This window comes from Pseudomonas putida group bacterium ESBL64, assembly GCF_045277175.1.
Lineage (GTDB): Bacteria > Pseudomonadota > Gammaproteobacteria > Pseudomonadales > Pseudomonadaceae > Aquipseudomonas > Aquipseudomonas alloputida.
Genome location: NZ_CP145799.1, coordinates 1,458,721 through 1,481,492, shown reverse-complemented (window position 1 = coordinate 1,481,492; position 22,772 = coordinate 1,458,721). Strand labels below are relative to the sequence as shown.

At 61.4% G+C, this 22,772-nt stretch carries 25 protein-coding genes; 17 read left to right on the top strand and 8 right to left on the bottom strand.

What is annotated here, in order from left to right:
* Positions 1 to 169: 169 nt before the first annotated feature.
* Entirely contained in the window at positions 170 to 724 is a 555-nt protein-coding gene (locus tag V6093_RS06715) for a GNAT family N-acetyltransferase (RefSeq protein WP_003254143.1), read from the bottom strand.
* 150 nt (positions 725 to 874) lie between these two features.
* Between V6093_RS06715 and V6093_RS06710 the strand changes: the two genes are divergently transcribed.
* Complete coding sequence (locus tag V6093_RS06710) at positions 875 to 1,729, top strand: helix-turn-helix transcriptional regulator (protein ID WP_014753447.1); 855 nt, start codon at positions 875 to 877, stop codon at positions 1,727 to 1,729.
* Between the two features lie 59 nt (positions 1,730 to 1,788).
* On the opposite strand, the gene V6093_RS06705 is transcribed toward V6093_RS06710, so the two are convergent.
* From V6093_RS06705 to V6093_RS06695, 3 genes are all read right to left on the bottom strand, one after another.
* Positions 1,789 to 2,664, bottom strand: a complete 876-nt coding sequence (locus V6093_RS06705; RefSeq protein WP_047603112.1) for a universal stress protein — start codon at positions 2,662 to 2,664, stop codon at positions 1,789 to 1,791.
* 159 nt (positions 2,665 to 2,823) lie between these two features.
* A complete protein-coding gene (locus tag V6093_RS06700; protein ID WP_029380584.1) occupies positions 2,824 to 3,126 on the bottom strand; it encodes an AzlD family protein in 303 nt (100 codons plus the stop codon).
* Complete coding sequence (locus V6093_RS06695; RefSeq protein WP_003254136.1) at positions 3,123 to 3,842, bottom strand: AzlC family ABC transporter permease; 720 nt, start codon at positions 3,840 to 3,842, stop codon at positions 3,123 to 3,125. Before V6093_RS06695 ends, V6093_RS06700 begins: the two co-directional genes overlap by 4 nt.
* Before the next feature lie 119 nt (positions 3,843 to 3,961).
* On the opposite strand from V6093_RS06695, the gene V6093_RS06690 reads away from it, so the two are divergent.
* Positions 3,962 to 4,426, top strand: a complete 465-nt coding sequence (locus V6093_RS06690; RefSeq protein WP_014753443.1) for an Lrp/AsnC family transcriptional regulator — start codon at positions 3,962 to 3,964, stop codon at positions 4,424 to 4,426.
* Positions 4,427 to 4,517: 91 nt separating this feature from the next.
* Here V6093_RS06690 and V6093_RS06685 read toward each other — a convergent pair whose 3' ends face one another.
* A complete protein-coding gene (locus V6093_RS06685) occupies positions 4,518 to 5,459 on the bottom strand; it encodes a LysR family transcriptional regulator (protein WP_012052065.1) in 942 nt (313 codons plus the stop codon).
* A 142-nt stretch (positions 5,460 to 5,601) separates the two neighbouring features.
* Between V6093_RS06685 and V6093_RS06680 the strand changes: the two genes are divergently transcribed.
* From V6093_RS06680 to V6093_RS06670, 3 genes are all read left to right on the top strand, one after another.
* A complete protein-coding gene (locus V6093_RS06680) occupies positions 5,602 to 6,744 on the top strand; it encodes an iron-containing alcohol dehydrogenase (RefSeq protein ID WP_047603013.1) in 1,143 nt (380 codons plus the stop codon).
* Between the two features lie 44 nt (positions 6,745 to 6,788).
* On the top strand, positions 6,789 to 8,132 hold the full coding sequence (locus tag V6093_RS06675) for an MFS transporter (protein ID WP_265977650.1): 1,344 nt from the start codon (positions 6,789 to 6,791) through the stop codon (positions 8,130 to 8,132).
* Between the two features lie 138 nt (positions 8,133 to 8,270).
* The gene (locus V6093_RS06670; protein WP_265977648.1) at positions 8,271 to 9,056 is read left to right on the top strand and encodes a 2-keto-4-pentenoate hydratase; all 786 of its coding nucleotides are present in this window, start codon (positions 8,271 to 8,273) and stop codon (positions 9,054 to 9,056) included.
* Here V6093_RS06670 and V6093_RS06665 read toward each other — a convergent pair.
* Positions 9,046 to 9,864, bottom strand: a complete 819-nt coding sequence (locus V6093_RS06665; RefSeq protein ID WP_265977646.1) for a helix-turn-helix domain-containing protein — start codon at positions 9,862 to 9,864, stop codon at positions 9,046 to 9,048. The two genes, V6093_RS06670 and V6093_RS06665, sit on opposite strands and share 11 nt — an antisense overlap.
* Positions 9,865 to 9,970: 106 nt before the next feature.
* Between V6093_RS06665 and V6093_RS06660 the strand changes: the two genes are divergently transcribed.
* The 12 genes from V6093_RS06660 to V6093_RS06605 all read left to right on the top strand — a co-directional run bounded on the left by V6093_RS06660 (position 9,971) and on the right by V6093_RS06605 (position 21,221).
* On the top strand, positions 9,971 to 10,285 hold the full coding sequence (locus V6093_RS06660) for a DUF2834 domain-containing protein (protein ID WP_179053493.1): 315 nt from the start codon (positions 9,971 to 9,973) through the stop codon (positions 10,283 to 10,285).
* Complete coding sequence (locus tag V6093_RS06655; protein WP_003254126.1) at positions 10,282 to 10,707, top strand: MAPEG family protein; 426 nt, start codon at positions 10,282 to 10,284, stop codon at positions 10,705 to 10,707. The genes V6093_RS06660 and V6093_RS06655 overlap by 4 nt, the downstream gene beginning before the upstream one ends.
* Before the next feature lie 71 nt (positions 10,708 to 10,778).
* Positions 10,779 to 11,012: a hypothetical protein gene (locus V6093_RS06650; RefSeq protein WP_014753437.1), complete on the top strand. Its 234-nt coding sequence runs from the start codon at positions 10,779 to 10,781 to the stop codon at positions 11,010 to 11,012.
* 316 nt (positions 11,013 to 11,328) lie between these two features.
* Positions 11,329 to 12,360: a phosphate ABC transporter substrate-binding protein PstS gene (gene pstS, locus V6093_RS06645; protein WP_003254123.1), complete on the top strand. Its 1,032-nt coding sequence runs from the start codon at positions 11,329 to 11,331 to the stop codon at positions 12,358 to 12,360.
* Positions 12,361 to 12,430: 70 nt separating this feature from the next.
* On the top strand, positions 12,431 to 13,399 hold the full coding sequence (pstC, locus tag V6093_RS06640) for a phosphate ABC transporter permease subunit PstC (protein WP_003254121.1): 969 nt from the start codon (positions 12,431 to 12,433) through the stop codon (positions 13,397 to 13,399).
* Positions 13,396 to 14,289, top strand: coding sequence for a phosphate ABC transporter permease PstA (pstA, locus tag V6093_RS06635; RefSeq protein ID WP_003254119.1), 894 nt, complete (start codon positions 13,396 to 13,398; stop codon positions 14,287 to 14,289). The genes pstC and pstA overlap by 4 nt, the downstream gene beginning before the upstream one ends.
* A gap of 50 nt (positions 14,290 to 14,339) precedes the next feature.
* Positions 14,340 to 15,125 (top strand): phosphate ABC transporter ATP-binding protein PstB, encoded by a 786-nt coding sequence (gene pstB, locus V6093_RS06630; protein WP_003254117.1) that lies wholly within the window; start codon positions 14,340 to 14,342, stop codon positions 15,123 to 15,125.
* A 94-nt stretch (positions 15,126 to 15,219) separates the two neighbouring features.
* Entirely contained in the window at positions 15,220 to 15,918 is a 699-nt protein-coding gene (locus V6093_RS06625) for a hypothetical protein (RefSeq protein WP_004574211.1), read from the top strand.
* Positions 15,918 to 16,517, top strand: coding sequence for a hypothetical protein (locus tag V6093_RS06620; protein ID WP_003254112.1), 600 nt, complete (start codon positions 15,918 to 15,920; stop codon positions 16,515 to 16,517). The genes V6093_RS06625 and V6093_RS06620 overlap by 1 nt, the downstream gene beginning before the upstream one ends.
* Before the next feature lie 345 nt (positions 16,518 to 16,862).
* Positions 16,863 to 18,050: a porin gene (locus tag V6093_RS06615; RefSeq protein WP_003254111.1), complete on the top strand. Its 1,188-nt coding sequence runs from the start codon at positions 16,863 to 16,865 to the stop codon at positions 18,048 to 18,050.
* 140 nt (positions 18,051 to 18,190) lie between these two features.
* Positions 18,191 to 19,354, top strand: coding sequence for a nitric oxide-sensing protein NosP (nosP, locus tag V6093_RS06610; RefSeq protein WP_265977642.1), 1,164 nt, complete (start codon positions 18,191 to 18,193; stop codon positions 19,352 to 19,354).
* Positions 19,323 to 21,221 carry a NahK/ErcS family hybrid sensor histidine kinase/response regulator gene (locus tag V6093_RS06605; RefSeq protein ID WP_014860443.1) on the top strand — a complete coding sequence of 633 codons (1,899 nt, stop codon included), beginning with the start codon at positions 19,323 to 19,325 and terminating at the stop codon, positions 21,219 to 21,221. Before nosP ends, V6093_RS06605 begins: the two co-directional genes overlap by 32 nt.
* Before the next feature lie 45 nt (positions 21,222 to 21,266).
* Here the strand turns inward: V6093_RS06605 and V6093_RS06600 are convergent, their stop codons facing one another.
* Positions 21,267 to 21,932, bottom strand: a complete 666-nt coding sequence (locus V6093_RS06600) for a response regulator transcription factor (protein ID WP_003254108.1) — start codon at positions 21,930 to 21,932, stop codon at positions 21,267 to 21,269.
* A gap of 54 nt (positions 21,933 to 21,986) precedes the next feature.
* Entirely contained in the window at positions 21,987 to 22,547 is a 561-nt protein-coding gene (locus V6093_RS06595; RefSeq protein WP_003254107.1) for a PQQ-dependent catabolism-associated CXXCW motif protein, read from the bottom strand.
* Positions 22,548 to 22,772 lie beyond the last annotated feature (225 nt).

Below are 22,772 nucleotides of genomic sequence, written 5' to 3'. Positions count from 1 at the left end.
TCGATGAAACGTCTTGTGGAGAGCGCGCTGTCAGCGACTACGCCCTACCGGTACCGCACCGGTGCAGGCCATGGCAATTTGCAGCCTGCAGCGTCAGCTTCTCTTTCCTGCGTCGTATACCGGGGTGCCCAGCGAGTGATCGAACGCACCGTACGGGCGTCGCCGTCGGCTACTTTTGCTGTTGCTCACCCTCCACCCACTGCTGGTAGGTGATGCGGCTGATGTGCTCAGTACGATAGTCGTCGAGAAAGCGGTTGTGCTTGTTTTCTTCGGTGTGATGATGACGGAAGCCACACTTCGCCTGGGCAGCCTGTGACTGGCTGTTGTCAGTGTAGTAGCCACACCACAGTGCCTGCAGTTTCAGGGTTTCGAAGGCGTGGCGCATGACTTCCCGCACAGCCTCCGGAACCAGGCCTTTGCCCCAGTAGGGAACCCCGATCCAGTAGGAAATTTCACCTTCTTGTTCACTGATCTCGAAGTTGCTGTTACTGCCAGTCAGCAGGCCGACACAGCCTACGGCACGTTGATTCTGCTTGAGTTCAAGGGCGTACACTTCGGGGTGGTTGAACACTTCGCGAATGACCTCGCGGCTGTGCTCCACACTGGTGTGCACAGGCCAGCCCGCAACGGGGCCGACGCGCTCGTCCTTGGCATATTCGTACAAATCAGCAGCGTCGCTCTCCAGCCAAGGGCGAAGCAGCAAACGTTCGGTTTCCAATTTCATGTCCTGTACTCGTGTCTGGTCCGTGGGCCAGCGTATGGCCGACTGGCCACGCGGTAAACGTCACTACCTTGGCATTATCGGTACTTTTCGAAACTGCACGGGTGCTTGATGTTAGGCTGTTGGCTCTATCTGGCGGTGGTACCGAGTGCGATGCATCACATTCCGAAACTTTACGCGGCTGGTGATCCGATCCAGACAGGTGAAAGCACGCTTGCCGATGGGCAGGGGGCGCCACTGTCATTCGGTCATGCCTATCTGACACTGCTTGTGTGCCTGTCCGGGGCTGCCCGTTTCACGCTGAACTTCAAAGAACATGCTGTCAGGCGCGCAGATGTGCTGGTGCTGGCCGAAGACACCATAGCCTTGCTCAAATGTCGCTCACGATGCTTCAAGGTGTTTTTCTGCCTGATACCACAAGCACTTGCTGCCGAGGTCGCCTACCCACTGCCCAATTCATTGTTCGTCTTTCTGCACGACCATCCGCACTGTGTACTTGCCGAAAGCGAGAGGCCGCTGCTGGAAGGGTGGATGGGGCAGATGCGCGATATTGTGCGGTGCTGTGCCACTTATCAGCACATCATGCTGCGCAACCAGCTACAGAACCTTTTCCTGAAGATTGCCGAGCAGCTTCCCGTGTTACCGACAGCAGGCAGGGCGTTCAGCCGCAAGGAAGCGCTGAGTTGGCGATTCTGGGAGCTGGTAGGCAAACACAGCACCCGGCAGCGCGAGGTTAAGTTCTATGCCGACGCGCTTAACATCACCCCGTTCTATCTGTCGCAACTGACAAAGGTGTATTTCAATGCCAGCCCGAAAGGTTTGATCGATCGGCAGGTGACCCTGGAAATCAAGGCACTGCTTTCCTACAGTAATCACGCTGTCGGGCAAATTGCCGATGCGCTCAATTTTGCCGACGCGTCTTACCTGTGCCGCTATTTCAAACGTCAGACCGGTTTTTCGCTTTCCAGCTACCGCAGGCAAGCGCAGAACGTGCAAGGGCAGGGCTGACGCTTGCACAGCGGCGCCTGCCGAGGGCGCTTAGCAGCGTGCTCGGCAGGCACGGTATGCTATGGCGAGACCAGCACATCACACTGCGATTCGTTCAGTACATGCTTGGTGACGCTGCCCACCAGCAGTTCCTCCAGCGCGCTTGCCCCCTGCTTGCCGACCACGATCAGGTCGCACTCCAGCTCCTGTTCCTGCTCTGCAATGCGCCAGCCAGGGTCGCCGTGCACGAGGATCTGCCGTGCATCGGCCAGGCCGGCAGCCTCACTCAGCGCCGCGAGCTGTACTTGTGCATCCTTGCGGATGACATTGCGGTAGTGGGTGAGGGTGTCGTGGTCGAGATGGGCGAAGCGCACGCTGGCTTCGAACGGGGCTTCGTACACATGCAGCAGAATGATCTCTGCTTGCGGGGCAATGGCCTTGGCCAATTCGAGGGTGCGCAGTGAAACGGACGAAAAGTCGACTGGCACCAGCACGGTGCGGTAGGCATCACGAGGGGCCGGCTTGACCACCAGCAAAGGGCAGGGCATGCGGTTGAGCAGTTTCTGCACGGTCGAACCCAACAGCAGGCGCCGCGCTACGTTCTGGCCCCTGGCCCCACACACCAGCAGGTCGCTGTGCTTGTCCTGCACCACCCGGTTGATCTCCGTGATCACCGAGCCGCTGGCGACCTGCACGCCAGCGGAGATACCGTAACGCTGGAACAGCAGCGCTGCCAGTGCGTGGGTTTTCTCGCCTGCGCTATCCAGTACGCGTTTCAACAGATCGTCATCAGGCGTCACCAACTGTTTGAGGTGCTCGAAGGGTGCCGGGTTGGCAACGTAGAGCAGGTCCAGCGAGGCCTGTTGCGCATCGCTCAGGTAGGCCGCGCGCTCAGCGGCGTTGCGGGCATGTGGGGAAAGGTCGGTGGCAACCAGTATGTGTTTCAGCGGGTTCATGTGGGGCTCCTTGGTCAAGGCGCGCACTGCGATCAAGCGGTAAACCTTGCGCACTGTGCACCTGTCGGTACTTGAGTCATTCCTTGCGTGCAGCCATCGTCGCGCGAACCCGGCGCGAGGGCTTGATCTGGGTCAATGGCGTGTAGGTGTAGCGGCAGGTCATGCCGGCAACAGCACGCGCAGCAACCCCGTCACGACAATGGCAAATACCACCACCGGCAACAGGGAAAACCGCGCAGCGGCGTACACGGTAAGCCCCAGAGCAATCAGGTCGGCCGGGTGCCCGGAAACGAACTTGGGCGCGATCACGGCAATCAGCACGCAGCCGGGCGCGGCGTTCAGCACCTGGGTCAGTTGCGGGCCCAGGGTGCGGTTGCGCAGCAGTAAAAAACCCAGTGCACGGGTCAGGTAGGTGACCACGGCCATGCCCACGATGGTGACCAGCGTAGCAACGTCAATCATGGCTTGGCCCACAAATAGGCGGTCACCAGGCCGGCTACAGTGCCCGCGAGCACGTACCAGCCACCGGGGATCAGCAGGTAGAACAGCGCTGCGGTGAACAGGCTGAATAACCATGGCAGGGCAGCGTGTACACCTTTCCACAGGCCTTTGAGCAGTACCAGAAAGACCGCGGCGAAGGCCATGTCGAAGCCATAGCTGCGCAGGTCCCCGAGCAATGGCCCGATCTGCGTGCCAAGGCTGGTGAAGGTGACCCAGGTGATCCAAAGGGATAGCGACACGCCCATGAAATAGCACAGGCTGAAGCCACCACGCTGGCGTGCATCGGCCAGGCCCATGGCCCAACTTTCGTCACACATGAAGAACAGCGCTCCTAATGCCTTGGGCAACGGCAGGTGGCTCAAGCAAGGCGCCAGCGTCGCGCCCATCAGCAGGTGGCGGCTGTTGATCAGCAGGGTCATGGCAACAATCACAAGGATTGCCGGCGGCGAGGTCCACAGCTCGATTGCGGCCAACTCCGAGCCGCCACCGAAGTTGAGGCCAGTCATCAGTGCCACTGCGCCTGCTGTCAATTGGTGCTGGGACGCTTGCGCACCGAGTACCAGGGCAAAGGGGATGAACCCAAGCAATACCGGCAGGGCGGCAACGGCGCCACGGCGCAGTTCGCTGTGCGGCGTGGTGGCGGGTGGATCGTTCAGTACAGGTTCAAGGGCATTCATGGTCACCTCCAATGGAGGAAAATTATTCCAATGAACGACTGAAATTGGCTTGCGTAGTTGCGCTGATGCGCAGAGCATTTGGCAGTTGCTACCGATAATATCGAAAAAAAGGTTTATCAATGCCAATCAAGCTAGATGCCATTGACCGACGTATCCTCCGGGCGCTGCAGCGCGACGGCAGGTTGCAGAACCAGGAGCTGGCCAAACAGGTAGGCTTGTCTGCCTCGCCGTGCCTGCGCCGGGTACGCCTGTTGGAGGAGGCTGGGGTGATCGAGCGTTATGTGGCGCTGCTGGACCCGGCCAAGGTCTCGCTAGGCCTGACCCTGTTCGTGAGGGTATGGCTCAAGCGTCAGGACCAGGAAACCACGGACGAATTTGTCGAGGCTGTGCGCCAGTTGCCCGAAGTGGTGGAGTGCCATGTGATGGCGGGCGATTGTGATTTGATGCTACGGGTGGTGGCAGCAGACCTGGAGGCCTATCGACGCTTCCAGGTGGCGCACCTGACCAGCCTGAGCGTGGTCCAGAACGTGAAGACCGAAGTCCCGATGGAAAAAATCAAGCTCACCACCGAACTGCCGGTGTAGCTGCAAGGCTGATTACTCAGGGCTGCCTCATTACCGTCTTGACCCTCAGCCTTTCAGCCCGGATTTCCCAGTGGCCTGCCATGAAACCGCATTAACTGTCGCAGCGCTGTCGGCCCTGCAACAGCAGCAGTTCGGTGAGCGTGTCCATGGCCGGTGTTGCCTGGCTGCCTTTACGGGTTACCAACTCGTAGGGGTCGCTGACCGAGGCCATGCTCAAGGGCAGTATGCTGACCTGTTGATTCATTGCACATTGCTGGGCCACGTCGATCGACACCAGCGCAACGAAGTCAGGACGGTTTTGCAACAGCGACAAGGTCGCCAGGATCGAAGTGGTTTCAACCAGGTGCAGCGGGAAGCGCAGCCCGGCATCGTGAAATTCGCGCTCCAGTTGCACGCGCATGGGCATGTTGGCCCGGTAGACGATCCAGCGGCTCTCGGCCAGGTCGGCAAGGCTCAGGCTTGGCGCATGCTTGAGCGGGTGGTCGATGTTGGCGATGACCGCCAGTGTCTCATCCTGGACAAAGGTGCTGGCGAACAGCTGCGGCGTATTGCTGACACTGGTGCGGCACAGGGCGATGTCCAGGCGGCCGCTCTCGATCTGCGTCAGCAGCGACTGGCTAGTGTCTTCGATGATTTCGAACGACATCTGCGGCTGGATGCTGGCCAGCTGTGACACCGCCTTCATCAGCAACGGCACCGCGCCCATGATCGCCCCCACAGCCAGCCGGCCGCCGACCCCACGCAGGATCGCATCCAGATCGTGCCGCAGGTTGGCGATATCGGTCTGCAACAGGCGTGCGTAGCGGATGGCGCAGTGTCCGGCGGCCGTGGGCTCCAGGCCTCGGTTGGTGCGGTTGAACAGCACAGTGCCGAAGGTGGTTTCGATTTCCTGCAAGGCCTTGCTGGCACCAGGCTGGGTAAGCCCGACGCTGCTTGCTGCACCGAGCAGCGAGCGGTGCTCGTCCAACTCGATCAACAAGCGCAGGTGGCGGGCGTGCAGGCGGGACATGATCGAATTGAGCGATGGGGTCATCTGGTATTCGTCCTGGTTATACCGATATGGATTGTTCTCAATACCATGGCCAGCCGCGCATTCCTATACTGGCGCTGCACAGTGTCGCATCCAGTGCGGCTGAAACGCCCAGAACAATAAAGCCAGGAGCCTGCCAAGCCTTATGTCCCTGATCAACTACATCACCCAGATCCAATTCGATATCGGTGCCATTGCCTGCCTGCCCGCCGAATGTGAGCGCATTGGTATAACCAGGCCTTTGATCGTGACCGACCGTGGCGTGCGTGCCGCCGGTATCGTCGATACGGCGTTGAACACCTTCGGCAGCACCACCGCACAACTGCCGATCTACGACGGTACGCCACCCAACCCCAACGAGCATGCCGTGCGTGAGGCCGTGGCCATGTTCAAGGCATATGGCTGTGATGGCATCATCGCCATTGGCGGTGGCTCGGCGATCGACCTGGCCAAGGGGGTGGCCGTGTGTGCCCGGCACGACGGCCCGTTGAAGGGCTTTGCGGTGATCGAGGGCGGCCTGGCCCGGATCACCCCGGCAACCGCGCCGGTGATTGCCGTGCCGACCACGGCCGGCACGGGGAGCGAGGTCGGGCGCGGAGCCATCCTGATACTTGAGGACGGGCGCAAGGTGGGGGTGATCTCGCCCCATGTGGTGCCCAAGGCCGCCATCTGTGACCCGGCATTGACCCTCGGGCTGCCGGCACAACTCACGGCTGCCACCGGCATGGACGCGATTGCCCACTGCCTGGAAACCTTCATGGCACCTGCGTTCAACCCGCCTGCCGACGGCATTGCCCTGGACGGCCTGTGGCGGGCCTGGCGCTTCATCGAACGAGCCACCCGCGAGCCGGGCAACCTGGACGGGCGCATCAACATGATGAGCGCATCGCTGCAAGGTGCGCTGGCCTTCCAGAAAGGCCTGGGCTGCGTGCACAGCCTTAGCCACGCGCTGGGCGGGATCAACCCGCGCCTGCACCACGGCACCCTCAATGCGATCTTCCTGCCTGCCGTCATCCGCTTCAACCGCACGGCCGAAACGGTGGTGAGTGAACACAAGATGCAACGCATCGCCCAGGCGATGGGGCTGGCCGATGACAGCCAGATCGAAGATGCCATTCGCCACATGACCCGTACGCTGGGCCTGCCGACCGGCCTTGGCGAACTGGATGTCAACCCGGACCTGTTCCCACGCATCGTCCAGGGCGCGTTGGCCGATCACAGCCACCGCACCAACCCACGTGAGGCATCTGCCGAGGACTACCAGTGGCTGCTTGAAGCGTCCATGTAAGCCGTTACCTGCTGTTCAACCAATAACAACAAAAGTGAACGCCCATGAATACCAAATATGCGCAACCCGGGCTTGCCCGCGAACCTGAAGCGGTCGCCAGCTCGAACCCGTTCAGAAAGTACCAGGTCATCACCGTCAGCCTGTTGCTGGTGATCGGCATCATCAACTACGTCGACCGCAGTGCGTTGTCGATTGCCAATACGTCCATCCAGCGCGACATGGGCATCACGCCGTCACAGATGGGCATTCTGCTGTCGGCGTTTTCCCTGGCGTATGCCTTTTCGCAACTGCCCTTGGGCATGATCATCGACCGCCTGGGCAGCAAGATTTCGCTGGGGGCGGCCCTGCTGGGCTGGTCGGTGGCACAGACGGCTTCAGGCCTGATCAACAGTTTTTCTGCATTCATCGGGCTCAGGGTGGTGCTGGGAATTGGCGAGGCGCCGATGTTCCCGTCGGCGGCCAAGGCGCTGGCGGAGTGGTTCGAGGCCGAGAAGCGGGGGACGCCGACCGGCATCGTGCTGTCATCGACCTGCATCGGGCCGTGTCTGGCGCCGCCGTTGCTGACGCTGCTGATGGTCACCTGGGGCTGGCGCGGCATGTTCATCGTCACCGGAGTGTTCGGCATTCTGGTTGCCGCCTGCTGGTTCGCCTTCTACAAAAGCAAGGCGCGGTACCTGGCTGAACTGCCTGCCGAGGCGCGTGAGCAACTGCTGGCGGCCCAGGCGCATAAACAGGCGGTGCCAAGCGCCAGGCCCAGTGTGCAGGCACAACTGGCCGCGTGGGCCGAACTGTTCCGCCACAAGAGCACCTGGGGCGCAGTATTGGGCTTCATGGGGGTGATCTACATGCTGTGGCTGCACCTGACCTGGCTGCCAGGCTACTTCGAGCGCGAGCATGGCTTGAGCCTGTACCAGACCGCCTGGGTGGTTTCACTGGCCTATGTGTTCGGCGCGTTGGGCACCATTGTTGCGGGCCGCATCTGCGACCGCCTGGTGAAGCACGGTGCCAGTGTGCTGGGTAGCCGCAAGCGGGTTGTCGTGACTGCGTTGTTCGCGGCGGCCGCATTCACCGTTCCCCTGTCGTTCGGTAGCGGCTTTCTGCTCAGCGTGGCGCTGCTGTGTTGCGCGCTGTTCAGCGTGAACATGGCCAGCTCTACCGCATGGATGATCGCCAACACCGTGGTCGATAGCCAGCGCGTGGCCTCGTTTGGCTCGATCCAGAACTTCGGCGGCTACCTGGCAGGCTCTGTGGCGCCCATCGTGACCGGGTTCAGCATTCAGCAGACCGGGTCCTTCGCTTCGGCATTCCTGATCAGTGCCGCCGTGGCCGCGGTTGCTGCGATGGTTTATGTGTTGTTGTTGAAGCAGCCGGTTTCCACTGATTGCTGAGCATGCACCTGCAGGCGGATTTCATCAGGCAATTCAATAACAATTTGTGATGATTGGCATCATGACAATATATTTATCATTATCAATTTCAGGCCATAGCATCTGTTGCCTGCCATCGCCTATCTCAACGAGGTCTTGATGAACCGTTCGCTCTTCGTACACCAACGCACTGCAGCCTTGCTACTGCAACACTGGCGCAGCGGTGACCTGCTGACGGAACTGCCCGCCAGCCTCAAGCCCGAGACGTTGAAACAAGGCTATGACAGCCAGGACCAGTTGTTTGCCGCTGCCGCAGGCCAGCGCGCCGGGTGGAAGCTGGGCGTCGGCAGCCCGGCTGGCATGCGTGCCGGCAAGTTGTCGCGGCCCTTGATTGGCCAACTGGAAGCGGGGCGTTGCCATGCCGATGGCGCACATATCCAGCTGCCAGCGGTTACGCCGGTGACCATCGAATGCGAAATTGCCTTCGTGCTGGACCGGGATATTCCTCCGCAAGCCGGGCGCGTACCGGTGAGTGAGGATATTCGCGCCACGTGCGTCACCTTTGAAGTGGTGCGTTCGCGCTTTGTCGACCGCAAGGCTGTCGGCTGGCCAAGTTTTGTGGCTGACAACGTGGGGTTTGAAGCATTGGTGGTCGGCAATAGCCTGGGCGCCGGTATCAATGTGCCGTTGCTCGCCGACCTGGCCGAAACCACCGAGGTGCATGTGGATGGTCAACGGCGCGCCGGTGGCTTGTCTGGCGATGCGGCCACCGACCCGCTGGTGTCGCTGGCTCACCTGTACGCGCACGCTGCCGAGCGTGGCCAGACCCTGAAGGCCGGGGATATCGTGACCACCGGGGCCATGTGCCAGCCGTTCGACCTGCATGAAACAGGCCACCAGGTCAGCGCCAGGTTCCTTGGCCAGACCCTGACGTTCACGCTGTAACGGCCGACCATTGCTCGAACGCTGCCAGCATTCTTTGCCGGGTCTGTGGGTCGGCGGGGATCAGGTGTTCGATGCGCAGTGACTGCACGGTGACATCCTGCGGCATGCCAAAGGTGGTGAACGTGGACAGGAACCGCAGCTCACCATACGGGGTGTTCACGCGGGTCAGCAGCAGAGGGGTGGCTGTCGTCATCTGGCACGGGCTTGCCGGGGCCGGCAAGTCGCGCAAGCGCGCTGCCAGTGCCGGATTGCCTGCGGCCTCCCTGGATGCACGTTGCCAGGCTGCAGCGCGGATTTCCGGCGCGTTGACCAGGTGATCACCCAGACCACCCGGGCACAGCAGTGTCTGTAGCAGGTTGAGGCCGGTTGCCGGCTGTGCGCTGACACCGGCCATCGCCAGCAGCAGCCCGGTACTGGCGTTGGCGGCGATGACGTCCCAGTGGCTGTCGATGACGATCGCCGGAGCGGGGTTGTTCACCTGCAGAATATGCTCGATGGCAGTATTCACCAAGGCCAGTTCAGGCGCATCGAGTGGCGTGGCGGCGTAGCGGGGCGCGTATCCTGCAGCAACGAACACTTCGTTGCACCGCTCCAGCGGCGCATCCAGGGCCGAGAGGAGGGCATGCAACGTGCCTGGGCTGGCCTTGGCGCGTCCTGTTTCCACACAGCTCAGATGACGCTGCGACAGCCCCGTCAGCAGCGCCAGCTCCAGCTGGCTGAGGTTGGCCTGACGGCGCAGTTCGCGAAGATGCTGGCCCGCTGAGATGTGCGGGGCAGGGGTGCTGCGATGGAACAGATGCTGATTCATGCGTTGCCCTGATCGTCCTTGAGTGCAATGTCCATGACCTCACGGGTCATTGAGTGCAAGCAACCCTATCACTACTGTGCCGGCAAACCCTATCAAGGAGAGCTATATGGGCTTGCGTATCTGCGCGCTGGCAATACTGGTGCTGTTTTCGCTGTATACCGGCTGGACCATGCTGATTGCCGAGCAATCGCTGCTGGCATTCGGGCTGGCACTGCTGGCGCAGCTGGACACGGCCCAGGTGGTCATCGACCTGTACCTGATGGCCGGGCTGGCCGGTTGCTGGATGGTGAGAGACAACCGCATGCGCGGCAGCGCCGGGATCGCGGTGCTGCCTTACCTGCTGCTGACCGTCGTGTTCGTTTCGCTGGGGCCGTTGCTGTACCTGGTGATCAGAGGCGTTGCCGAGGGGCGCCAGCCATGAGCAGTGCCTTGCAGGCCTATGCGCTGTGTGTGGTGGTGCTGTTCCTCAAGATGTTCCTGGTTTCCTGCTATCAGGGCTATCACCGCTTGCGCTTCGTCGCGTTCACCAACCCGGAGGACGCTGCCGTGTTCGGGCGCGTCGCCCAGGCTGCAGAACGCCCGCAGGTGATACGTGCTGCCAAGGTTTGGGCCAACGACCTGGAGAACATTCCCCTGTTCTTTGCCCTCGGCGGGCTGGCTGTTGCGCTGGAAGCCGCCACGCTACCGGTACTGTGGCTGAGTGTGGTGTTCACGGTTGCCAGGGTCCTGCACACGCTGGCCTACCTGCGGGGTTTGCAGCCCTGGAGAACGTTGTTCTATGGCATCGGGGTCATTTGCCTGCTGGGATTCTGCTCACTCATCACCGCGAGAATAGGCGGCTGAACCAAAATATTGCATGAGTCATCTTGATGCTTTCACGTAGCAGTACTAATACTTAAGCACTGCCGAAGGGGATGATCATGCAGACACGCTTCGTTGTGGTTCCCGCAGTGCCACTCAAGAAAGAGGCTTATCCTCGGCGGCTTGGCTTTCCCGCCGCACTGGGGGAGGGTTACGACCTCTACGACACCCAAGACAAGATGCGTCTGAGCCTGAACTTTTCCACCCGTGCCCAAGCCGAGTTCGAATGTGCATGCCGCAACCGCTGTGCGGATGCCGGTGATGCAGGTCTTGCCGGCATCGGTTGATCGCCTGCAGTGGCCAGGTTCTTGTTCCTGGTGCTGCGTTACAGGGTCTTCGCGCTTGCCGGTTTGCCTGAACGGTTGAAACCCTGCGCGTCTAAAAAGTGCCGGCTAATGGGCGAGCGGTGCTTTGGCCTCGTACGGCCGTCATCCAATCGGCACATTCAAGCGTTAGCGTTGAGGCCGGAGCCGTTTCAGGGTTCCAGCTCGGCGCCTGATGGCACAGTCAATAAGCTCTACCGCGCGGCCTGCCATTCAATAGTCACAAAGTTGTAACACAGCTGATGCAAAGTGTGCCGGCCATCACATGGAGCACATTTTGATGAAACGCCTGATGAAGTCTGCTGCACTCGCCGTTGCCGTTTCCCTTTGCGCCACCTCGGCAGCCTTTGCTGCAGAAAACGTTCGGTTGACCGGTTCGGGCGCCAGCTTCCCTGCACCGATCTACCTGACCTGGTTCAAGGACTTCAGCAAGAACACGGCTGGCGTCACCGTCGATTACCAGTCCAAGGGCAGCGGCGCGGGCGTTCAGGACTTCCTGAACAAGACCGTCGACTTCGCCGCCAGCGACTCGGCCATGAGCGAAGCAGACATTGCCAAGGTTGGCGAAGGCGTGCAGTTGCTGCCAATGACCGCCGGTGAAATCGTCCTGGCTTACAACCTGCCGGGTAACCCTAAAGGGCTGAAGCTGCCGCGCGACGTCTACTCCAATATCTTCCTCGGCAAGATCACCCAGTGGAACGACCCGCAAATCGCGGCGGCCAACCCTGACCTGAAGCTGCCTGCCACCCCGATCACCGTGGTCGTGCGTGCCGACTCCAGCGGCACCACTGCCGTCTTCACCAAGCACCTGTCGGCCATCAACGCTGACTTCAAGCAAGGGCTGGGCGAAGGCAACACCGTCAACTGGCCGGCCACCGACAAGTTCATCAAGTCGCCGAAGAACGACGGCGTAACCGCCACTGTCCGCCAGACCCCAGGCGCCATCGGCTACATCGAGTACGGCTTCGCCAAGCTGGCCAAGGTCGACTTCGCCATGTTGCAGAACAAGGCTGGCCAATACGTCGTGCCGAATGCCGAGAGCGGTGCTGAAGCACTGGCGGCGGTGAACATGCCGGAAAACCTGGTGGCCTGGCTGCCTGACCCGGACGGTGCCAAGTCCTACCCGATCACTTCCTATACCTGGATGATTTTCCGCAAGGACAACGGCAACCCGGAAAAAGCCAAGGCCATGCGTGAAATGGTCGAGTACAGCCTGACCAAAGGCCAGACCATCGCCGACTCGATGGGGTACATCCCGCTGCCGCCGTCGGTAGTCGACCAGGTGCGTAAAGCGTCCGCCAACATCCAGTAATACCCAGGCGCTCCCGGTATCGGCATGAAGCCATGCCGGGGGTGTTTGTCCCTTGTCCCGGAACTCGCCAATGAACACTCCTTTTGCCATACCGGATAACCCCGACTCCGCGTGCCAGCCACCGTCTACGAAAGACTTTCTGGTCGATCGCACCTTCCGTGCGCTTGCGCGCATTGGCGTGGTGTTGGTACTGGCGCTGGTCTTCGCGCTGGTCTACGAAGTCGGCCGCAAGGCACTGCCCGGCATTGAAAAGCACGGTTTTGACGTGTTGTTCGGCAGCGTCTGGGACGTTAACCAAGGCAAGTACGGTATTCTGCCAGCGATCTGGGGGACGCTGTACAGCGCCTTGATCGCCCTGTTGATCGCCGGTTTCTTCGGCGTCAGCATGGCCATTTTCCTGACCCAGGATTTCCTTCCGGCCAAGCTTGCCGCGGTGTTTCGCACCATCGTCGAGCTGCTTGCCGCCATCCCCAGCGTGGTGTACGGCCTGTGGGGCATCTATGTGGTCATTCCGGCGATTCGCCCGCTGACCGCCTGGCTGAACAGCGAGCTGGGCTGGATCCCGTTTTTCGGCACTTCCCTGAGTGGCCCAGGCCTGCTGCCTGCGGCGTTGGTACTGGCGATCATGATCCTGCCGACCATCGCGGCGGTTTCCCAGGATGCGCTGACCAGCGTACCGATGAAAACCAAGCAGGCTGCCTACGGCATGGGGACCACCCACTGGGAAGCCATCCTCAAGGTGATGGTGCCCTCGGCGGCTACCGGCATCTTCGGCTCGTTGGTGCTCGGCCTGGGCCGTGCACTCGGCGAAACCATGGCGCTGGCCATGCTGGTCGGCAACGCCAACACCATTTCCCTGTCCTTGTTCGCACCGGCCAACACCCTGGCGGCGCTGCTGGCGCTGAACTTCCCGGAAGCCGGCCCGAACGAGGTCGAAGTGCTGATGTACGCGGCACTGGTACTGATGTTCATCACCCTGCTGGTGAACGTCCTCGGCTCGATGATCATGCTCTACGCCCAGCGGGGTAACAAACAATGACTGACCTGACGACCCCTGTTGCCGCGCTGCCCAGCCTGCAGCGCAAGCTGGAAGGCCGCGCCCTGCGCAGCCTGGTATTGACCACCCTGGCATGGTTCGCGGCACTGGTGGCCAGCGTGCCGCTGATTTCCGTGCTGTACATGCTGATCACTCGCGGCGGGGCACGCCTTAACCTGGAAGTGTTCACCGAGCTGCCGCCGACCGGCTTCGAGATGGGCGGTGGTTTCGGTAACGCCATGGCCGGTACCTTCGTCATGGTCGGCATTGCCGCCGCCATCGCTGTGCCGGTCGGTATCCTGGCAGCGGTGTTCCTCGCCGAGCTCGGCCCGGACAGCAAGCTGGCCAATGCCGCGCGCTTTGCCGCCAAGATGCTCACTGGCCTGCCCTCGATCCTGGCCGGGGTGTTTGCCTACGCCCTGGTGGTGATGACCACCGGTACCTACTCGGCACCGGCAGGCGGCGTGGCGCTGGCGGTATTGATGCTGCCGATCGTGGTGCTCACCGCTGAAGAGTCGATGAAGATGGTGCCCAAGATCATGAAGGATGCTGCCTACGGCATGGGCTGCACCCGTGCCCAGGTCATCTGGAAGATCGTGCTGCCTACCGGCCTGCCGGCCATCCTCACCGGCGTCATGCTGGCCGTGGCCCGCGCCGCTGGCGAAACCGCGCCACTGCTGTTCACCGCGTTGTTCAGCAACTACTGGATCTACCACGACGGCGACCTGGCGGTGATGAACCCCACAGCCTCGCTTGCGGTACTGATCTACAACTTCTCCGGCATGCCGTTCGACAACCAGCTGGAGCTCGCCTGGGCGGCCTCGCTGGTGCTGGTAATGATCGTGCTGGTCATCAACATTTTGAGCCGAGTCTTCGGCAAGCCCAAGTATTGAGAAAGGGAGCATCCAACTTGAACGTATCCACTGCGCAAAGAGCCGCTCCCATGGTCAGCGAAGCCCCCATCGTCATGGACTGCAAGCTCGACAAGATTTTCTACGGTAACTTCATGGCCGTGCGTGACAGCCATGTGCCGATCAGGAAAAACGAGATCACCGGTTTCATCGGCCCTTCGGGCTGCGGCAAGAGTACCGTGCTGCGTAGCTTGAACCGTATGAATGACCTGGTGAAGGGCTTCCGTTTCGAAGGCCATGTGCACTTTCTTGGGCAGGATGTCTACGGCAAGGGCGTCGACCCTGTTGTAGTGCGCCGCTATATCGGCATGGTGTTCCAGCAGCCCAACCCGTTCTCGATGAGCATCTTCGACAATGTGGCCTTCGGCCTGCGCCTGAACCGCTACAAAGGCGACTTGGGCGATCGCGTGAAGCACGCCTTGCAAGGCGCCGCATTGTGGGACGAAGTGAAGGACAAGCTCAAGGTCAGCGGGCTGTCACTGTCCGGTGGCCAGCAGCAGCGCCTGTGTATCGCCCGTGCCATCGCCACCGAGCCGGAAGTGCTGTTGCTGGACGAGCCCTGCTCGGCACTCGACCCGATTGCCACCCGCCGCGTGGAGGAGCTGATGGTCGAGCTGAAAAAGGACTACACCATCGCCCTGGTGACCCATAACATGCAGCAGGCGATTCGTGTGGCCGACACCACCGCGTTCTTCTCGGTGGATATTTCCCAGGGCACCCGCACCGGCTACCTGGTCGAGATGGGCCCGACCGCGCAGATTTTCCAGAACCCGCGCGAGCAGCTGACCAGCGACTACATCAGCGGCAAGTTCAGCTAAACCATGCAAGCTCAAGGTGGGCGGGTGTTGCAGCCAGGAAGGTTGCAACACCCGGCCGCGTTACCTTCCGTTAAAGTGTTACCCGGGATTACCAATGCGAGCGACGCGTCGTCTTGATCTGTCAGCGGTAGAGCGCGCACTGCGCGAGGTGCAGGGCCGTTTTGCCGAACTCAGCCAGCATTTCACCGAACCGCGGGACCCGTTTACCGACGAGGTGCTGCTGAATGTGGTTGAAGGCTATGCGCTGATTGACGACTATGTCGCTCGCGGTATCGACCTGTTCGACCTGCAACAGCTGAACCTGATGCTGGAAATCAATGCCACCGTGCTATGCGGCAGCGATCCGGCCCGTCGCCTGGAATTCGCCCCGCACCTTGCGGCAACCGAAGCGCACTTTTTCAACAACGTGGAAGGTGGCATCAAGGATTTGTACAACTGGTACTGCGCGTACCGCAGCGATTCCATCTGGAAGCGGGCAGCGGGTGTGTATGTACGGATCCTCAGCAAGCCGCAGCTGTTCATCGAAGGCAACAACCGCACGGGTTCGCTTATTGTCAGCTATTTGTTGATGCGTGCCGGGCTGCCGCCATTCGTGCTGTCGCTGGACAACGCCGAGGGTTACTTCAACCCGTCCTCGGTCATACGCAACTCCGCCAAACACGGTGTCAAGGCTTTGTACGAACTCCCCAAGATCAAGAAAAAGTACGCCGCGTTCCTGGAAGCGAAGGCGCCTGAGCCCGGCAAGTTCTTCCTGAACGGCACGCCCGTGCCTGCCTGTGAGGGGAGCCGCTGATGCAAGGTTCATCCCTGTTCGCACGAGGGCGGCAAGCCATCGAACGCAAGCTCAAGCGTGGCCAGGTACGCATTTCGTTCGATATCGACGACACGCTGGCCTGCCTGCCCGAACACGCCGCCGCCGAGGACAGCAAGCTGCCGGGTTTCGTCCATCGCTGGCTGGGTGAGCCCCTGCGCAGCGGCACCCGCGAGCTGATCCGCGACCTGCGCCGCCAGGGCTGCAGCATCTGGATCTACACCTCCTCGGGGCGTACCCCGGCTTACATCCGCCGCTGGCTGATGCTTTACGGCATTCATGTCGATGGCGTGGTCAACAGCGATCGGCACCAGCACATCCTGGCCCAGAACGGGCTGGAAAACTCACCCTCCAAGCTGCCTTCGGCTTTTGATATCGATCTGCACGTAGATGATTCCGAAGGTGTGCGCCTGGAAGGTGTCGACCACGGTTTCCGCGTGGTGGTGGTGTGCCCGAAGGATGAGCACTGGGCGCAGAAGGTGAAGGACGCGGTGGTGGATGTGCAGGCACGGCTGGCCTGGCAGCAACCGCATCGCTATGAGATGCCCGCTTGCCAGCGTTCGCAGGCACTGGCTTCCTGAAGCCAGGAGATTCCGCTCAGACAATGTAATTGGGGCTGCTTTGCAGCCCTTCGCGGGCTCGCCCGCTCCCACAGGGATCTTGGATATCCAAAGATTGTGGGAGCGGGCGAGCCCGCGAAGGGCCGCAAGGCGGCCCCGGTTCATTCAATCGTATGGATGCCCGCCTGCCACTCCTGCCTAAGCCATAAGTCTCGAACCCAGACCCAAGCAGGTACCGGGACCAAATCACCGGGCCACACCCTCCCGCCCCAAAGCACTCGCCACCCCACGCCAAAGCAGCGTTTCTGGCAATTTGCCCACTTCTGATAATCGCCTCCGACATCCCGTCCCCGTTTGGAGCGCGCCATGCACAACAACAATAAGCACCTGCCGCCTCGTTTTCTCGCAGCCGCCATCGCCAGCTTTTCTGCGCTTGGCCTGAGCAGCGTCGCCGAAGCCGAGATCATGCTGTACGACAAGGACCAGACGACGTTTTCCACCGATGGCTATATCAACGCCTTCTACGTCAACAGCAAGGTCGACCGTGAGGGCGAGCAGTTTGACCGCCGCCAGTCGCGGGTGAAGATGGGCTTCTTGCCCAACTACCTTGGCTTCAACATGGGCAAGCAGGTGGATGACCTGAAGCTCGGCGCGCGTGCCTCGTTCTGGGTAACCATCAACGACAGTGAAACCAACGGCACCGACACCGCCATCGACGTGCGCCAGTTTTACGGCACGGTGGCCAACCCCGAGTGGGGCGAGGTGCTGATCGGCAAGGACTTCGGGCTGTTCGCCCGCTCCAACATCCTGCTCGACGAACTGCTGGCCGGCTATGGCCAGGTCAGCGACACCCTGGGGCTGGTGGACGGCGGCGGGGTGTCGTTCGGCAACATTGGCAGCGGTTACCCATACCCGTTCCCTACCTCACAGATCACCTACCGTACGCCCGTGATGGAGGGCCTGCGGGTGGCGGTGGGCATCATGGACCCGGTGGACACCAACGACAGCAGCCCGACCGGAAAGGCCTACCAGGAAAACCCACGCACCGAGAGCGAGATCACCTACCAGTTCGACCTGGGTGGGGCGCAGATCTACAGCTGGGTCAACGGCAGTTACCAGACCTCGGACAATACTGACTCCACGGTAGAAACGATCACTTCCAAGGGGGTGGGTTACGGGGTGCAGGCAAAGATGGGCGGCTGGTCGCTGACCGGCTCGGGGTTCCAGGCCAAAGGCATCAACCCGTTCTTCACCAACAATGCCGGCGAACCGGTTTTGCGCAATGTCGACAGTGATGGCTACCTGCTGCAGGGCTCGTACAAGTTCGGCAAGAACCGCGTGGCGCTGTCCTATGGCAAGACCAAGGACGATGGCAACGGTGCGGTTGGCAGCGGCGCGGACTACGAGACCCGGGGTGTAGCGCTGTTCCATGACATCAACGACAACCTGAAACTGGTGGCCGAGTACAACCAGTTTTCCATCGACGGGCATGACACCAGTGCGCAGAACGAAGACACCGATACCTTTGCGGTGGGCGCGGTGTTGACCTGGTAAGCGGCCGGGGCCGCAAGGCGGCCCCGAATGACACGGTCTTTTACGCCCATGGAACCGCCCACCCGCTACCCAAGTAGCATTCGTCACCCACCACCACCTCCTTAAACTGATCACTCAGCCACCCCGTGCCGGAGACCACGATGCAGCAGGCTCATAACGACGGTGTGGTCAGTGCCATGTCGCAGGCTACCGACGCACGGCTGGCCGCTCAGGACCTGGCGCGGCAGTTGCTGCACCCGCACCTGGGGTTCGTGCTGTTCTTCTGCTCCGCCGAATACGACTTGCAGGCTTTGGGCGAAGCATTGGAACAGGACTTTGGTGGCATACGCCTGGTCGGCTGCACCAGCGCCGGTGAAATCACCCCGCTGGGCTACGGCCGCAATTGCGTGACGGCGTTGGGCTTCGATCACCGGCACTTTTCGATCGCCACCGCGTTGATCGATGAGATGGAGCGCTTCAGCCTGATCGACGCGCAGCAGATGGTCGAGCGGCTGGTCGGCACCTGCCGCAGCAATACCCTGGCGCCAATCAAGGGCCACAGCTTTGCACTCACGCTGCTCGATGGCTTGTCCAGCCGCGAGGAGATGGTGCTTGCCGCACTCAGCGCAGCACTGGGGGATATCCCGCACTTCGGCGGCTCGGCCGGTGACGACAACTACCTGAACCGCACCCATGTGTATTACGGCGGTACATTCCACAACGGTGCAGCCGTGGTGGTGCTGGTCAACACCTGGCTCGACTTCGAAGTGTTCACCACGCATCACATCCTGCCGCGCCAGGAAAAGCTGGTGGTCACCGGTGCCGACAGCGCCCAGCGCCGGGTTTTCGAACTGAATGCCGAGCCGGCGGCCGAGGAATATGCCCGCCACATCGGTGTGCCCGTGGCTGCGCTCGATCACCGGGTGTTCGCCGCCCACCCGCTGGCCGTGCGCATTCATGATCAGTACTACGTGCGGGCGATCCAGCAAATGCACCCTGACCTCAGCTTGAGCTTCTACTGCGCGGTGGAGAACGGCATCGTGCTCACGGCCATGACCCCGGGCCCGCTGCTGCCGAACCTGCACCAGCTGTTCGATGGCCTGCACCAGCGTCTCGGACCGTTGCTGCTGACCATCGGTTGTGATTGTTTCCTGCGGCGGCTGGAACTGGAGGCCCACCACGGCCTGGAGCCGGTCGGCGCGTTCCTGCGCGAGCAACGGGTGATCGGCTTCAACACCTACGGAGAACAGTTCAATGGCATGCACATCAACCAGACCTTCACCGGGGTCGCCATTGCCCGCAACCGGCCTCCTGTCGGTCGCTGAACTGCAGGCCGAGCTGACCCGGCTGCAGCACCAGAACCACAAGCTGCAGCGCATCAATGACGCACTGATCGAGCGCATCGAGTCGGGCGTGACCCGGGGCAACGACCCATACGCCGCGTTCCAGCATTCAGTGGTGCTGGCCGAGCAGGTGCGCGAACGCACCGATGCGTTGAACCAGGCCATGGCCGAGCTCAAGGCCGTCAACCGCCTGCTCAGCGAGGCCCGGCAGCGGGCCGAGACGGCCCATCAGCACCAGATTCGCCTGATTACCGACAACGTCCCGGCGCTGATCGCCTACCTGAACGCCGATCTGGTCTACGAATTCACCAACAAGGTTTACGAGGAGTGGTATTGCTGGCCGCATGGCGTGATGCTGGGCCAGAGCCTGCGCGAGGCCCACAGCGAGCAGCATTACCAGCGCCTGGAAGGCTACGTGGCGCGGGCGCTGGCGGGGGAGAGCGTAACGTTCGAGTTTGCCGAGACCAATATCAACGGCCAGGAACGCTACATGCTGCGTTCCTACGTGCCGAACCGCCTGGCCAGTGGCGAAGTAGTGGGTATCTTCGTGCTGATCCGCGACATCACCGAGCGCCGCAACACCGCACAGGCGTTGCACCAGGCGTATCAGCACCTGGAGCAACGGGTGCGCGAGCGCACTGCCGAACTGACCAGCCTCAACGACCAGTTGCTGCGCGAGATCGAAGAGCGCAGCCAGGCCGAGTCGCGTCTGCGCGAGGCCAAGCGCGAGGCCGAGCAGGCCAACCTGTCGAAAACCAAGTTCCTTGCTGCGGTCAGCCATGACTTGCTGCAACCGCTGAACGCGGCGCGGCTGTTCACCAGTGCATTGCTTGAGCGCGACGAACCGCAAAACGCTGCCCACCTGGTGCGAAATGTCAGCAATTCACTGGAGGATGTGGAAAACCTGTTGGGTACCCTGGTGGATATTTCCAAGCTCGATGCCGGGGTGATCAAGGCCGATGTCGCCCCGTTTGCCCTCCACGAACTGATGGACAACCTGGCTGCCGAATACGCCCAGGTGGCGCGTAGCGAAGGGTTAGAGCTGCATTTTGTGGGGTGTTCTGCCGTCGTGCGCAGTGACATCCAGCTGCTGGCGCGCATCCTGCGCAACCTGCTCAGCAATGCTATCCGCTACACCCGCAGCGGGCGCGTGGTGCTGGGGTGTCGGCGCCAGCGCGGTGGCGTGCGGATTGAAGTGTGGGACAGCGGCATCGGCATTGCCGAAGAACACCTGGAAGACATGTTCCTGGAGTTCAAACGGGGTGATGTGCAGCGCCCGGACCAGGACCGTGGGCTGGGCCTGGGCCTGGCAATCGTGGAGAAGATCGCCGGCATCCTCGGCCACCGGATCCGCGTGCGGTCATGGCTGGGCAAAGGCTCGGTGTTCGCTGTCGAGGTGCCGCTGAGCGCCACTGCACCCAAGGCCCAGCCGAGCCAGGCGATCTGCGAGCCAATGCTCGAACGCCTGCGCGGGGCGCGGGTGTGGGTACTGGATAACGATGCGGCGATTTGCGCGGGCATGCGCACCTTGCTGGAAGGTTGGGGCTGCCGGGTGGTCACTGCGCTGTCGGAAGAAGACCTGGCGCGCCAGGTGGACAACTACCACGCCGAGGCCGACCTGCTGATTGCCGACTACCACCTGGACAATGACTGCAATGGTGTCGACGCCGTAGCGCGGATCAATGCCCGCCGCGCCCAGCCGCTACCGGCGCTGATGATCACGGCCAACTACAGCAACGATCTCAAGCAGCAGATCCGCGAGCTGGGTCACACGCTGATGCACAAGCCCGTAAGGCCGATGAAACTCAAGACGGCGATGAGCCATCTGCTGGCCAGTGGCGTGGCATAGCGGTTGGCCGCTTCGCGGGTTTACCCGCGAAGCGGCCGGAACAGGTCAACGGCGCAGATAATCAGCAAAATCGATATCGCCAGCACTGAGGATGGCTTGTACCCGGTTGTGCACATTGAGTTTGCGCAAGATCGCCGAAACGTGGGCCTTGACTGTGGTTTCGGCGATGTCCAGCGTGTAGGCGATCTGTTTGTTCGATTCGCCTTTGGTCATGCGCTCGAGCACCAGCAGTTGCTTGCGGGTCAGGGCCTGGAGCATTTCCGGCGGGAAGCTCGGGGCATCGTTATGGCGCCGGCTGGTACTGCTTTTTTGCGCGCGGATGATGTCTGGCGGCAGGTAGACATTGCCATTGAGGATCTGCTCGATCGCTTCGATCATCTGTGAGCGTGGCGACGACTTGGTGATGAAGCCCACGGCACCGTAGGTAATGGCCTGCAGCACGATCTGCTTTTCCTGCTCGGCCGAAACGATGACCACCGGCGTGGTCGGCGCCTCGTTGCGCAGGGTGATCAGGCCATTGAGGCCGTGCATGCCGGGCATGTTCAGGTCGAGCAGGATCAGGTCGAGGTCGTCATGCGCCTGGGTCAGGGCCAGGGCGCTTTCAAGGTCGGCGGTCTCCATGACCTCGCTGCCCTGGAAACCATCGCTGATGACATTGTGGATGGCTTCGCGAAACAGGGGGTGATCGTCGGCAATCAGAATTTTGTACATGGCCTTTTCACCTTGTTTTTATTGGATGGAGCGGGGCACGCATACACAGGCATTTCAGGGGAACGGCACCGGTTGTGCCGGCTGCAATGGCAGGTTGGCTTGCTGCCATGCATCCAGGCCGTCGCGGTACCAATACAGGTTGTTATAGCCCAAGGCTTTCGCGCGTTTTACCGCGTTCCAGCTTAACCAGCAATCGGAGCGGCAGTAAAAGACCAGTGGTTGGTCCGGGTGCCCGGCCGTGGCTTTTTGCAGGTTACGCACGAAGTAGTCCTGCCATGCCGGGCTCAGTTCGCCGTCGCCGGTGTTGGCCAGCCACAGGCTGCCGGGGAGGTTGCTGTGTGGTTCGTCTTCGATGAAACGACCTTGCAGCCATTGGCGGCGATAGACGTCGATCAGCACCGGCCTGGGCGTCTGGCCCAGCAGGCTTTGCAATGTGGCGGTGTCGACGACCTGGCCGCCTTCGACCTGTTGCGGGGTCGGGCTGCGATAGTGCGTGCTGCGATAGCCGTCGGCGGAGAACAGCGGCGCCGTGTCAGCCTGGGCAATGCCTAGCGTCAGGCTCAGCGAAAGTACCGCCAGCAAAGGGCGTGGCAGCCGGGGCAGGGCACGTGGCATGGAGGTTTTTCCTTTTTGTTATGGACTCATTACATGCCAGTGGCGGTGCTTTGTGAATGCGACGATAGACAGTAAATGCAGTACTAAAGTAGTAGATGGCCGGGCGCCTGAAGGCAGGGAGACGCCCAAGGTGTGGGAGCAACTGTCTTGCTCAATTTCTAAAAGCTGGCGCGATCCGTGTGGGAGCGGCCTTGCGTCGCGAAAGGGCCGCAAAGCGGCCCCCGA